General features: G+C 69.9%; 14 protein-coding genes. 7 read left to right on the forward strand and 7 right to left on the reverse strand.

From position 1 onward, the window contains the following. Positions 1-28: 28 nt before the first annotated feature. Together QQZ11_RS06505 and QQZ11_RS06510 are read right to left on the reverse strand one after the other, a co-directional pair. A complete protein-coding gene (locus QQZ11_RS06505) occupies positions 29-367 on the reverse strand; it encodes a P-II family nitrogen regulator (RefSeq protein ID WP_022911209.1) in 339 nt (112 codons plus the stop codon). Next, a complete protein-coding gene (locus tag QQZ11_RS06510) occupies positions 364-1746 on the reverse strand; it encodes an ammonium transporter (protein WP_284549388.1) in 1383 nt (460 codons plus the stop codon). Before QQZ11_RS06510 ends, QQZ11_RS06505 begins: the two co-directional genes overlap by 4 nt. 139 nt (positions 1747-1885) lie before the next feature. Here QQZ11_RS06510 and QQZ11_RS06515 point away from each other — a divergent pair, with 139 nt between their 5' ends. Then, positions 1886-2752 (forward strand): zinc ribbon domain-containing protein, encoded by an 867-nt coding sequence (locus tag QQZ11_RS06515; protein WP_284549389.1) that lies wholly within the window; start codon positions 1886-1888, stop codon positions 2750-2752. Positions 2753-2771: 19 nt separating this feature from the next. On the opposite strand, the gene QQZ11_RS06520 is transcribed toward QQZ11_RS06515, so the two are convergent. After that, positions 2772-3254, reverse strand: a complete 483-nt coding sequence (locus tag QQZ11_RS06520) for a SixA phosphatase family protein (RefSeq protein ID WP_284549391.1) — start codon at positions 3252-3254, stop codon at positions 2772-2774. 57 nt (positions 3255-3311) lie between these two features. Between QQZ11_RS06520 and QQZ11_RS06525 the strand changes: the two genes are divergently transcribed. Beyond that, the gene (locus QQZ11_RS06525; RefSeq protein ID WP_284549392.1) at positions 3312-4361 is read left to right on the forward strand and encodes an acetylxylan esterase; all 1050 of its coding nucleotides are present in this window, start codon (positions 3312-3314) and stop codon (positions 4359-4361) included. 21 nt (positions 4362-4382) lie between these two features. Here QQZ11_RS06525 and QQZ11_RS06530 read toward each other — a convergent pair whose 3' ends face one another. Continuing rightward, positions 4383-5432, reverse strand: a complete 1050-nt coding sequence (locus QQZ11_RS06530) for a TRM11 family SAM-dependent methyltransferase (RefSeq protein ID WP_284549394.1) — start codon at positions 5430-5432, stop codon at positions 4383-4385. A gap of 315 nt (positions 5433-5747) precedes the next feature. After that, positions 5748-6308, reverse strand: coding sequence for an inorganic diphosphatase (locus tag QQZ11_RS06535; protein WP_022911203.1), 561 nt, complete (start codon positions 6306-6308; stop codon positions 5748-5750). 68 nt (positions 6309-6376) lie between these two features. Between QQZ11_RS06535 and dacB the strand changes: the two genes are divergently transcribed. From dacB to hpt, 4 genes are all read left to right on the forward strand, one after another. After that, positions 6377-7822 (forward strand): D-alanyl-D-alanine carboxypeptidase/D-alanyl-D-alanine endopeptidase, encoded by a 1446-nt coding sequence (gene dacB / locus QQZ11_RS06540; RefSeq protein WP_284549396.1) that lies wholly within the window; start codon positions 6377-6379, stop codon positions 7820-7822. Continuing rightward, positions 7822-8844, forward strand: a complete 1023-nt coding sequence (locus tag QQZ11_RS06545) for a zinc-dependent metalloprotease (protein ID WP_284549398.1) — start codon at positions 7822-7824, stop codon at positions 8842-8844. The genes dacB and QQZ11_RS06545 overlap by 1 nt, the downstream gene beginning before the upstream one ends. Continuing rightward, entirely contained in the window at positions 8844-9920 is a 1077-nt protein-coding gene (gene tilS, locus QQZ11_RS06550) for a tRNA lysidine(34) synthetase TilS (RefSeq protein ID WP_284549399.1), read from the forward strand. Before QQZ11_RS06545 ends, tilS begins: the two co-directional genes overlap by 1 nt. Before the next feature lie 135 nt (positions 9921-10055). Next, complete coding sequence (gene hpt / locus QQZ11_RS06555; RefSeq protein ID WP_446698838.1) at positions 10056-10580, forward strand: hypoxanthine phosphoribosyltransferase; 525 nt, start codon at positions 10056-10058, stop codon at positions 10578-10580. Here hpt and QQZ11_RS06560 read toward each other — a convergent pair. Next, a complete protein-coding gene (locus QQZ11_RS06560; protein ID WP_022911198.1) occupies positions 10571-10930 on the reverse strand; it encodes a DUF202 domain-containing protein in 360 nt (119 codons plus the stop codon). The two genes, hpt and QQZ11_RS06560, sit on opposite strands and share 10 nt — an antisense overlap. Positions 10931-10932: 2 nt before the next feature. After that, complete coding sequence (locus QQZ11_RS06565; protein WP_022911197.1) at positions 10933-11295, reverse strand: YidH family protein; 363 nt, start codon at positions 11293-11295, stop codon at positions 10933-10935. Positions 11296-11387: 92 nt separating this feature from the next. Here QQZ11_RS06565 and QQZ11_RS06570 point away from each other — a divergent pair, with 92 nt between their 5' ends. Further along, a complete protein-coding gene (locus QQZ11_RS06570) occupies positions 11388-12761 on the forward strand; it encodes an NAD-dependent succinate-semialdehyde dehydrogenase (protein ID WP_284549402.1) in 1374 nt (457 codons plus the stop codon). Positions 12762-12805: the final 44 nt, after the last annotated feature.

A 12805-nucleotide genomic window follows, 5' to 3' on the forward strand; every position in this document is an offset into this window, starting at 1 on the left:
TACCGTCACATCGGGTACAAGGGTCCGCTCAGATGGCGTCGTCCCCGGTCTCTGAGGTGCGGATGCGCACGACCTGGTCGAGCGTGCTGACCCAGACCTTGCCGTCGCCGACCGAACCGGTGCGGGCGGCGTCGCAGATCACCTGGACGATGCGGTCGGCCTTCTCGTCGGTGGCCAGCACCTCGATGCGGGCCTTGGAGATGAAGTCGATGGTGTACTCGGTGCCGCGGTACACCTCGGTGTGGCCTCGCTGGCGGGCGAACCCGCTGGCCTCCGAGACGGTCATTCCGGTCACTCCGTACTGGGCCAGGGCCACCTGCACGGTCTGCAGGATGGTGGGCTGGACGATCGCGGTGATCAGCTTCACTTGACCTCCTCCTTGATGCGGTCGGGGGCGTCGGTGGTCTCGAAGTCGACCGGGCTGACCGGGGCGGCGGGGATCACCAGGGTCTGCTGCACCCGGTAGGACGAGTAGCCCACCCGGCTGAAGTCGTAGCCGTTCTCGGCGTGTTCGGTGATGTCGACGCCGCTGACCTCGTCATCGGTCGAGACGCGCAGGCCGATCGTGTACTTGATGGCGAGCGCGATCAACAGGGTGACCAGACCCGAGTACGCCATCACGGCGAAGGCGCCGATCGCCTGGCGTCCGAGCTGCTCGAAGCCGCCCCCGTAGAACAGGCCAGCCACACCACCGGTGAGCGAGCCCTTGGCGAACAGTCCGATGGCGAGGGTGCCGACGAGGCCACCGACCAGGTGGACGCCGACCACGTCGAGCGCGTCGTCGTAGCCGAAGCGGGTCTTCAGGCTGAGGGCCAGTGGGCAGGCGATGCCCGCCAGCACGCCGATGGCGATGGCACCCAGCGGGGTGACGGTGGCGCACGCCGGCGTGATGCCGACCAGGCCGGCCACGATGCCCGAGGCGGCACCCAGCGACGTGGGGTGACCGTCGCGGACCTTCTCGACGACGAGCCAGGCGAGCATGGCGCCCGCGGTGGCGACCAGGGTGTTCAGCCACGCCAGGCCGGCCAGTCCATTGGCTCCCAGAGCGGAACCGGCGTTGAAGCCGAACCAGCCGAACCACAGCAGGCCTGCACCCAGCATCACCAGGGTGAGGTTGTGGGGGCGCATCGGCTTGGTTCCGAATCCCAGCCGCTTGCCCAGCACCAGGGCGAGCACCAGTGCGGCGGCGCCGGCGTTGATGTGGATGGCGGTACCGCCCGCGAAGTCGAAGGCCTTCACCTGGTTGGCGATCCAACCGCCGCGCTCGGCCACGAAGCCGTCGAACGCGAAGACCCAGTGGGCGGCCGGGAAGTAGACGAGCACCGCCCAGAGGGTGGCGAAGACGATCCATGCCGAGAACTTCATGCGGTCGGCGACGGCGCCCGAGACAAGGGCGACGGCGATGATGGCGAAGGCGGCCTGGAACCCGACGAAGACCAGCAAGGGGATCTGGTGCCCCTCGGGACCGACGAGGGTGTCGAAGGTGCCCTTCATGCCGGCGAACTGCAGCGGGTCACCGACGAGCCCGTGCCAGGAGTTGCCGAACGACATCGAGAAGCCGAAGAGCACCCACAGGATGCTGACGATGCCCATGGTGACGATCGACATCATCATCATGTTCAGGACGCTCTTGGAGCGCACCATGCCGCCGTAGAAGAAGGCGAGGGCGGGGGTCATCAACAGCACGAGCGCAGCTGAGATGAGCACCCAGGCCGTGTCGCCGGTGTTGAGCTCGAGAATGGTCATGCCAGTACTCTGGCTGGCGGGTTTTTCACTCGAGTCGCGTCCGGGTCACAGTCATGTGACGAGATGGCGGTCTGTGTTACGAGCAGATGTCGCCCCGCGCGTGCGGAGCGGGCACGTAGGGTCGGCGAGGGAGGTGTGAATGTTCTGCAGCCAGTGCGGTGGCCCCATCCTGGCGACCGCCGACCACTGCCCCCGGTGCGGTGCCGACCTGCGCAGCTCGGGAGCGGTCCGACTCACCCGGCCGATGACCCGCGCCGAGATCGTCCGCGAGCTGCCCGAGGAGCTGGTCGAGACGGCCATCCGTCCACCCCTGCAGCTCGATCACGACGTATCGACGCCACCTCCTCCGCCTGCCGACCACCGGGTGGGGTCCACCACGGCCGCAGCCCCCTCGACTCCCACCGATGCCACCCACGAGCTCCCGATCGACCCCCGGTTGTTCGACGAACGGGCCCAGCAGGTGCGCGCCGACGCGGCCCAACGACACGTGCGGGCGGCCTCGTCCAGACAACACACCCGGCGCAACCGCATCGCCCTGGTCGTGCTGGCGATGGCGCTGCTGGTGGCGGTGGTGCCGATCGTGATCGTCTCGTGGTCGTTCTTCAACCTCGGCCCGTCGGCCGATCCGAGCCCATCCGCCTCCGTGACTGCTGTCCCGACGGTGCCGTCGGTGGCCCCGTCGTCCACCCCCAAGGCCAGTTCCGCGCCGTCCATCTCGACCAGCCGGAGGCCCACGCCCACGCCCACGCCCAGACCGACGCCCACCCGGTTGCCGTGGCCTGCCTCCGCCACACCCTGCGGCGCCGACGTGGCCGTCAACCGCCAGACCTCGTGCGCCTTCGCCCGGACGGTGCTCGCCCAGGTCGACCGCACCCGCACCGGACCGTTCACCGTGGTGGCCACCAGCCCGGTGACCAAGCAGACCTACACCCTGTCGTGCACCCGCCCGGACTTCATCGTCTGCACCGGCGGCAGGTCAGTCCGCATCCTGCTGCAGCCCCTGTGAGAAGGGCTTCGTCCCACGCTCAGACGTCCCGGGGACGATGCACCGCCGCCAGCCTGGCCCGTTCCAGGTCCGCCCAGGTGCCCTCGAAGGTGATCTCGGCCCACGCCGCCGTCGGGAAGCTGCACGCCAACTGGTCGGCCTCGCGCGGCTGGGAGGCCCACACCAGTTCCGCCGCAGCCGCCGGGATGGTGGGGGAGTGGCCCACCACGAGCAGGTGCGACACCGAGTCGTCGGTCTCGCCGATCCGCTGCAGCATCGTCTCGACATCGCAGTTGTAGAGCGCGTCCATGCTCTCGACCCGGGCATCGAGCCCCAGTTCCTCGACCGTCTGGCGGGTGCGCACCGCCGATGAGCACAGCACCAGGTCGATGCCGCGTTGGCGCAGCTGGGCACCCACGGCCCGGGCATCCGCGCGTCCCCGATCGGTGAGCTCCCGGGCCTTGTCGCCCCCGGAATGAACGGCCTCGGTCTTCGCGTGTCTGAGCAGGAACAGGGTGGGCACGCTCCCAGCTTAGGGACGATGGTCGCCGCGGGTCCCCGGCAGCATAGGATTCGGCGCATGGCCTTGTTTGACCTCCCCCTCGAGGAACTGCAGTCGTACCGCCCCGACGTCTCCGAACCGGGGGACTTCGACGATTTCTGGCAGCGCACCCTCGATGAGGCCAGACGGCACGACCTCAACCTCAGGCTCGAGCCGATCGATGCCCGCGCCACCCTCCACGACACCTATGACGTGACCTTCGCCGGTTTCGGCGGTCAGGACGTCAAGGCCTGGCTGTTCGTGCCCGCCGACCACGACAACGTCCCGGTCGTCGTGCAGTACCACGGCTACTCCGGCGGCCGCGGCATGCCCTTCCCCGGCGAGTACGTGAATGCTGGCTACGCCCACCTGGTGCTCGACACCCGCGGTCAGGGCTGGTCGACGGCCAGCATCTTCGAGGGCACCCCGGACTCGTCCGAGTACGCGGGCGGGAACGTGCCCGGCGTGATGACCACCGGTCTGGACGATCCCGACCGCTACTACTACCGGCGTCTCTACGTCGACGTGGTGCGCCTGCTCGAGGTCGCCCAGCAGGTGCCCCAGATCGACCCCGACCTGGTCTTCGTGGCGGGCGGGTCCCAGGGTGGGGCGATGACGATCGCAGCGGCTGGGCTGGCCCCGATGGCCGGTATCACCCTGGCCGGCGCCCTGCCCGACGTGCCCTTCCTGTGCCACTTCGAACGCGCCCTCACGCTCACCGACTCGCGGCCCTACAAGGAGATCGGCGAGTACTTCTGCACCCGTCCCCGCGACATCGAGCAGTCGATGCGCACCCTCAGCTACTTCGACGGGGTCAACCTCGCCCGCCGGGCCACCTGCCCGACCCTGTTCTCGGTGGCGCTGATGGACCAGGTCTGCCCACCGAGCACGGTCTACGCCGCCTACAACCAGTGGGGACAGAAGGCAGACACCGCCCCCGAGTCGGCCATCAACGTCTACCCCTACAACGGGCACGAGGGTGGTCAGCAGATCCAGCGCTGGGAGCAGTTGGGCTGGTTGCGCGACCGAGTGCAGCTGCAGGCCAAGCCGGCGAAGGCGCCACGCCGGGGCCGTCGCTCGGCCTCCTGAGCCTGCTCAGGGGCTCTCGGGTCAGAGCTTGACGGCCACCATCAGGTCGCGCTGGATGCTCGAGTCGACGCGGTGGCTGAAGCCCTGCCACTCCTCGCCCTCGCACACGGTCAGCCCCGCCGACTCCATCACCTCGGCCAGGTTCTCGTAGCTGAGCCCGTGGGTGTTCCACGACAGTCCGAGTGCACCGCCGGGCTTGAGCTGTCCGGCCCAGACGGGCACGGCCTCACCCAGCAGGCCCGCGGGGGAGCGGTCCCGCTTGCCGGTGACCCCGCGCACGTCGGTGGACGAGCCGTGCACCACCCCGTAGGGAGCATCGGTGATGATGGCGTCGAAGGTCTTCCTGCCCCACAGCTCACGGCTGGTGCGGGTGTCACCCGTGAACACGCCGAGGTTCAGGGCGGGACGATCCGGCAGGCGTAGTTCGGCGTCGAACCTCTTGCCGATCGCCTTGCCCTCGCGGCGCACGGGCGACACCTCAGCGGTGTGCTTGAGGCGCTTGCGGCGAAGCCACGTCTTCAGGTAGGCCGCCATCTGCTCGACGGCCTTGGTGTCGCCCTCGACGCCGTAACCGTGGTGGCCGAGCAGCCAGGCGGTGAACAGGGTCGTGCCTCGTCCACAGAGGGGATCGAGGATGCTCAGGGGCTGGCCGGGCTCGGACTCGCGCACCATCGCCGCGAGGGTGACGTTGACCAGCAGTCGGGTGAACTGTTCATTGGTCTTGCCGGGGTACTTGGGAATGGTGACGAGATCGTCGTCGAGCCAGTCACGCCGCGGCAACTCCACCGGTCGCAGCAAGGGCTGGTCCGCGTTGGCGGGATCGTCCACGAGGTCGAACACCGCCAGGGTCGCCGACAGCCCCGCGATGGCCTCCGCCAGGTCGTCCGGCCAGCCCCCACTTGTCGCATCGGGGTGCTCGAAGGTCAGGTAGTCGACGCCGGCGATGGTCGAGGTGGCCACCTCACGACCCTCCGGCACGCAGATGCGCAGTTCCCCCGCGGCCAGGGCGGCGGCCTCGCCGGCGTAGACGCGGTTGGCGGAGGGTGAGAGCAGCAGTGCGGATCGGGTCACCGCACCAGTGTCCCCCGGGGATGCGGGCCCAGTCGAGTCAGGCCCAGTCGAGTCAGGCCCAGTCGAGTCAGGCCCAGTCGAGTCAGGGCCAGTCGAGTCAGGGCCAGTCGAGTCAGGGCCTGCGGCTCAATCGTGCGGATCGTGTGCCGTCACAGCGATCGTGGCCCCCGGGAGGCAACATCTGGTACAGGAGCACACGATCGGCACGATTGGCCGCCGAGCAACCGGCGTCACACGCAAGAACCCCCGCACCAGGGCGGGGGCTCGGGTTGGCCCAGAAGGGGCCAGCGGTGCTGGATCAGGAACTGGTCGAGATCAGTGCAGGTTGACGTGGTGGTGCTCGAAGGGGGTTCCCTTGGCCCGCTCGAACGAGTTGTGGATCTCCGCCTCCGCGGCGGGGCGACCGGTCCAGGTGGCGCCCTCGACCGACTTGCCCGGCTCGAGGTCCTTGTAGACGGTGAAGAAGTGCTCGATCTCGAGCAACATCAACTCCGAGACGTCCTCGATCTCGACCAGGGAATCGCGGCGGTGGTCGGCAACCGGCACGCACAGCACCTTGTCGTCGCCGCCCATTTCGTCCTTCATGCGGAACATTGCGACGGCGCGGCACTCGATCAGGCAACCGGGGAAGGTGGGCTCGGGAACGAGCACCAGCGCGTCGAGCGGGTCACCGTCCTCACCGAGGGTTCCCTCGACGAAGCCGTAGTCGTAGGGGTACTGGGTCGAGGTGAACAAGGTGCGATCGAGGCGGATGCGGCCCGTGGTGTGATCCATCTCGTACTTGTTCTTGGTGCCCTTGGGAATCTCGATGGTGACATCAAAGGTCAGACCTGCCGGGGGAGCGGACAGCTCTACCCGCTGGAACTCGTCGGTCACGCGCGCACTCTCTCTATGATTGGGGCACCGTTGCGCGCTCAAGAATAGCGCCTGAACAGGGGGAATGGATGCGGCGCAGCTCGGGGACCGTGATGGGGCTCTCCTTGGCCGGGCTCGTCGTCGGCATCGTCATCACCGCCCTGATCGCCTTCGCCTCGCCCATCGCCCGCTCGACGGGCCTCCGCAGCGCCGGTCTGCAGCCCAGCACCATCGCTCCCTCGATCTTCGCCCCGCCCACCCCCTCGCAGGCGGCGGGACAGCAGTCCGGTGACGGCGTGGTCGCCGAACCCGACCCGATCACCCCCAGCGCGACCCTCGCCTCGTCCGGCCTGCTCCCACGCATCGACGCGCTCAAGCCGAACTTCAAGGGACGATCCTCCGTGCTGGTGGTCGACCACGCCACCGGCCGGGTGCTCGTCAATCGGGGAGGTGACACGTTGATGATCCCTGCCTCGAACCTGAAGACCCTGGTCATGCTCGCCACCCTGCAGGCGTGGGGGCCCGACCACAGGTTCACCACCACCGTCGCCTCGTCCTCGCCTGGTCACCTGGTGCTGGTGGGTGGAGGTGACCCCTACCTGGAACGGGTCGCCAACCCCAACCGTCCCCGGGCGGCGACCACCGCCCAACTGGCCGCAGCGACCGCCGCCCGCCTCAAGCAGCAGGGCGTCACCAGCGTCACCCTGGGCTACGACGCCAGCCTGTTCAGCGGGCCCGCCTGGCACCCCACCTGGCCAGCCGACTACTCCGACCAGGTGGCGCGCATCTCCGCGCTGTCCCTCGGGGCCGGACGCACCCTCGACGCCACCGGCGCGAGGGTGCCGGGCACCCCGTTGGCGCAGGACCCGGCGCGGCAGGCAGCAACGGCCTTCGCCCAGCAACTGAAGGCGGCCGGCATCACCGTCACCGGCGCCATCGCACCCACCCCCGCCCCCACGACCGGCACTGGCGAGGTGGTCGCCTCGGTCAGCTCGATGCCGCTGATCGACATCGCCACCGAGGTGATGGTGCACTCCGACAACTTCGGGGCCGAGGTGTTGTTCCGCCAACTGGCCCTCGCCCAGCATCGTCCAGCCTCCTTCGTCGGCGGGGCGGAGGCCCTGCGCGCCGTGCTCACCGGCGACGGACTGTGGCGCACGGGTGCCGTCGCCACCGATGGGTCGGGTCTCTCGCGCTCCAACCGGGTCAGCGCTCGCATGCTGGCCCTCGGCTGGCAGCACATCTCGAGCGACCAGCAGTTGCAGGGACTGCTCGTCTCGACCCCCATCGCCGGGGTCAGCGGCACCCTGACCGACCGGTTCAGCTTCGCCCAGGGGGCCCAGGCCGGGCGCGGCTGGGTGCACGGCAAGACAGGCACGTTGACCGGCGTCTCGTCACTGTCGGGCTGGACGGTGACGGCCGACGGTCAACCCGTCGTGCTGGCCGTGATGGTCAATGACTCCAAGAACGACTGGTTCGCCCGGGTATGGATCGACCAGGTCGCCGCCACCGTCACCGGCTGCGGATGCCGCTGATGCTCGACTGGATCGACGCCTTCGCCGCCGAGAAGGTCGGACGAAGCCTGACCGGCACCGGTCCGCAGGCCTCGGCGAGGGAGCGGGACGACTTGGTGGCAGAACTGCGCGCGGGGGCTCACCTCGCCCCCGCCCTGATCGCCCGCGCGGCCGAGCTGCCGCTGACCGTGGCCACCGACTCCATGCGCGTCCTGGTGGTCGACCGCCGCACCTGGGTCGCCAACAACACCCGGATGGCGATGACGGTGCTGGGCCGACTGGGGCACCCCGATCGTCCGAGGAATCTCGCCGACCGCGCCGCCGGCGGAGCCCGCGCCGTGCAGTTGGGTGGGGTGCTGGGGCTGGTGAGTCGTCGGGTGCTGGGGCAGTACGACCCGTTCTCGGATCGTCCCGGGTTGTTGCTGGTCGCACCCAACGTGCTCGAGGTGGAGCGCTCGCTGGGGCTCGACCCGGCTGACTTCAGGCTGTGGGTGTGCCTGCACGAGCAGACCCACCGGGCCCAGTTCCTGGCCGCTCCCTGGCTGGTCGACCACGTGATCGGTCTGGTGGGCGACGTGTTGGCCGCGGAAGGGGAGCAGAACCTGACCTCCATGCTGCAGCGGGGGCGGGTCCGGCTGTCGGGGCGCGACAACGAGCCCAGCAACGGGGTGGTGCTCGACATCACCTCGAGCCCCGAGGCACGCCGCATCGTCGACCAGATCACAGCCGTCATGTCGCTGCTCGAGGGCCACGCCGACGTGATGATGGACGAGGCGGCCGCGGGCCTGGTCGACAGCCTGCCCAGGATTCGCGAGCGCTTCGAGGGACGACGGGCGGCGACCGGGGCCAGTGCCGCCTTCGGACGCCTGCTCGGGATGGACGCGAAACTCGCCCAGTACCGCGACGGTGCCTCGTTCTGTCGTGCGGTGATCTCCACGGCCGGACTGTCCGGGCTCAACCTGGTCTGGCAGCAACCACGCAACCTTCCCCGGCGCCACGAACTGGCCGACCCGATGGGATGGCTGCGCCGGGTGGGCGGCTGATGGCGGCTCGCGACCTCACAGACGCCCAGTTGGCCGTGGTGCGTGCCGTCCGTCCGCCCCTGGGTCGGGAGGCGGGGGATCGAGAGGCGCTGGGTCGAGAGGCGGGGGGTCGAGAGTCGGGGGGTCCAGAGTCGGGGGGCCGGGTGCTGCTGGCGGTCAGCGGGGGAGCCGACTCGCTCGCCATGGCGGCGGCCGTGGGCTGGGAGATGGCATCCCGCACCCGTCACCGTGCGGCCCTCCCCCGGGTGGGGGCCGTGGTGGTCGACCACGGCCTGCAGGAGGGTTCGGACCTCGTCGCGGAGGCGACCGTTGCCACGCTGGCCGGGCTCGGCCTGCCGGCCCGAGTCGTGCGCGGGTCGGTGAGGGCCGACTCCCCAGGTGGACCCGAATCAGTCGCCCGTGACCTGCGGCGAGAACTGCTGGCAGAGGCGGCGGGGGGAGCCCCGGTGTGGCTGGCGCACACCCGTGACGACGTCGCCGAACAGGTGTTGCTGGGCCTGGCCCGCGGCTCCGGTGCTCGCTCGCTCGCGGGGATCCCTCCCGTCCAGATCTGGTCCGAGGGTGACGGGCGCGGGCTGCGGATGGTTCGTCCCTTGCTCGGCGTGACCCGCGCCGAGACCCGGCAGGCGTGCACCGACTGGGGGTTGACCCCGTGGGACGACCCGCACAACGACGACCCGCGGTTTCTTCGCTCACGGGTCCGGCGGCGGGTGATGCCGGTGCTCGAGGCCGAACTCGGGCCAGGGGTGGCGGCTGCCCTGGCCCGCACGGCCGACCTGCTGCGCGAGGACGCCGACCTGCTCGACAGCCTCACCGGTGAGTGGCTCGCCGAGGCGACCGACGGGGACGACCTGGTGGTGTCCTCGCTGGTCGGGGTGCCGCTCGCCCGGGCCACCAGGGTCATTCGTGCCTGGTTGGTCGGCCGGGGGGTCACGCCGTCGAGGGAGCAGGTGCTGGCCGTGCATGACCTCGTGGTCGACTGGCACGGACAGGCCGGTGTCGACCTTCCGGGAGCCAGCGTCCGCCGGCGGGGAGGCGCCAGCGGGCCGGCCGCCCTGGTGATCGTGCGCCCGTGAGCCCCACCTGCAACCCGCGCACCTGAACGGCACCTCGCATCCCGATCGAGCCGCGATCGGGCATTCGGGTGCACGTTCTGCAGGTCGGGGGCGCGGTAGAGTCGCCGCGTGGATGCCGCTGATCTCTCCTCCGAACTGACCGAGGTGCTGCACACCAGCGCCGACATCGAAGCCCGCCTCGCCGAGGTGGCCGCGCAGATCGACGCCGACTACGTCGGCAAGGACCTGCTGCTGATCGGGGTGCTCAACGGCGCCGTGATGGTGATGAGCGACCTGAGTCGGGCGCTCAAGAGTCACTGCACGATGGACTGGATGGCCATCTCGAGCTACGGCTCGGGCACGAAGAGTTCCGGTGTGGTGCGCATCCTCAAGGACCTCACGACCGACATCTCGGGCAAGCACGTGCTGATCGTCGAGGACATCGTCGACACCGGCCTGACCCTCAGCTATCTCGTGCAGAACCTGCAGAGCCGCGAGCCTGCCAGCCTCGAGATCATGACCATGTTCCGCAAACCCGAGGCGTTGACCGTCGACGTGGCCGTCAAGTACGTCGGCTTCGACATCCCCAACCAGTTCGTGGTCGGCTACGGCCTTGACTACGCCGGCCGCTACCGCAACCTGCGAGACGTGGGCGTGCTCAGCCCGTCGGTCTACAACTGAGCCGCTCCCAGGCCCAGGGCCTGCACCACCAGTGCGGCCAGGGCGGTGAGGCCCGTCAGCAACACGGTCAGCATCACCATCAGCAGCCCGCGCCCACTGGGCAGTCGCGGTACGTCCTCGGTGGTGAGGGTGGTGTGAGCGCGTCGATAGCGGTGCAGTGACTGGTGCAGCGCGACCACTCCCACGACCAGCGCGCACAGTCCGGCCGGGATCGACCACGCGCCCAGGCTCGGCCAGGTCAGTCGGGGCACCGCCAGGCCCACCCCGATGACAGCCAGCCCGATCCGGCGCCAGGCCAGGGCTGTCCGTTCGGGTTGCAGGCCGGCGTCCCAGACGCGTTCGGTCGTCATGGTCAGGCCGTGACGATTCCGATCAGCACCAGCACACCGGCCACCGACAGCCCGATCGCCAGCACCAGTCCGTTGGCCATGGAGGGGAGCGGACGGTGGTCGCGCATCGACGACTCCACCCGCATCCAGTTGAACCAGGCGTGCACCGTCGTGGCGATCCCCAGGCAGACCAGCAACGCCGACGTGGCCAACCTGAACCCGTGCTGCAGCGACAGCCCGAAGGCCTCGAGGCCGACCCCCACCGACACCAGCGCCAGACCAGTGCTCACCCACGCCAGGAAGGTGCGCTCGTTGGCCAGGCTGAACCGGGCGTCGGGTTCGCTGCCGTGGGAGTAGACCCGGGTGGGGAACCGCTTGTCGTCCATGGGGGCGTGCCTGTCTGGGGGTGGAAGGGCCTCGTCGCTGTCAGCGACAACCTACACAGCGCGGCCCTCCGGAGCCGGATTAGGGTGGCGGCATGACCACCTTCGAGGTGCTCGACCCGGCCACCGGCCAGGTGCTGCATCGACTCGACGACCAGACCCCCCACGACGCGACCGCAGCCGTGGACGCGGCGGCCGCCGCCCTGTCCGGGTGGCGCGCGACACCGCCACGACAGCGCGCCGAGGTGCTGCGACGGGTCTTCGACCTGATGCTGCGCGACAGGGATCGCCTGGCAGACCTGATCTCGTCCGAGAACGGCAAGTCGACAGCCGATGCCGTCGCCGAGGTCACCTACGCCGCCGAATTCTTCCGCTGGTTCTCCGAGGAGGCGGTGCGCTCCGAGGGTGACTACACCGAGTCCCCCGCGGGGGGCACCAGGACGATCGTCCGGCACGTGCCCGTGGGCGTTGCGGCGCTGGTCACCCCGTGGAACTTCCCGGCGGCGATGGCCACCCGCAAACTGGCGCCCGCCCTGGCGGCAGGTTGCACCGTCGTGCTCAAACCCGCCGCGGAGACCCCGCTCACCGCCCTGGCCGTGGCCGCGCTGCTGTCCGAGGCGGGTCTGCCCGACGGAGTCGTCAGTCTGGTCACCACCACCGACGCCGAGGGAGTGGTCGGCACCTGGCTGCGCGACCGGCGGGTGCGCAAACTGTCGTTCACGGGGTCGACCGCGGTGGGCAGGCACCTGCTGCGGCAGGCCGCTGACCGGGTGGTGAACACCTCCCTGGAACTGGGCGGCAATGCACCGGTGGTGGTCTGCGCCGACGCCGATCTCGACGTCGCGGTCGAGGGGACCATGACCGCGAAGTTCCGTGGAGGCGGTCAGGCCTGCACCGCGGCCAACCGCATCTTCGTGCACGAGTCCGTCGCGGACGAGTTCGTGGCGCGGTTGTCGAGCGAGGTCGGACGACTGACCGTGGGCCCCGCATCGTCCGGGTGCGCCATCGGCCCCGTGATCACCCCGGCGGCGCGTGACCGGATCACCCGGGTGGTCGACGAGGCGGTTGCGGCCGGGGCGGTGGTCGTGGGCGAGGGTGCAGAGCCACCCGGCCAAGGCTGGTTCGTTCGTCCCCTGGTGCTCGACCACGTGCCCGCCGACTCCCGCCTGCTCGCCGAGGAGGTGTTCGGACCGGTCGCCTCGGTGACGCGATGGAGCGATGAGGACGACCTGGTCGCCCGCGTCAACGACACCGAGTTCGGGCTCAGCGCCTACGTCTTCGCCGAACTCGGCCATGCCCTCCACCTGGCCGAGCGGATCGAGGCGGGCATGGTCGGCATCAACCGTGGTCTGGTCTCTGACCCCGCCGCACCCTTCGGCGGGTTCAAGCAGTCCGGGCTGGGTCGCGAGGGAGCCCGCGAGGGGCTGCGCGAGTTCCAGGAGACCCAGTACTTCTCCGTGGCCTGGTGAGCGGGCCTTCCTCCGCCCGCGAACATCGCTCCCCGGGGTGACTG

Origin of the sequence: Aestuariimicrobium sp. T2.26MG-19.2B (genome assembly GCF_950101875.1) — a bacterium.
GTDB classification, from domain to species: Bacteria; Actinomycetota; Actinomycetes; order Propionibacteriales; family Propionibacteriaceae; genus Aestuariimicrobium; species Aestuariimicrobium kwangyangense.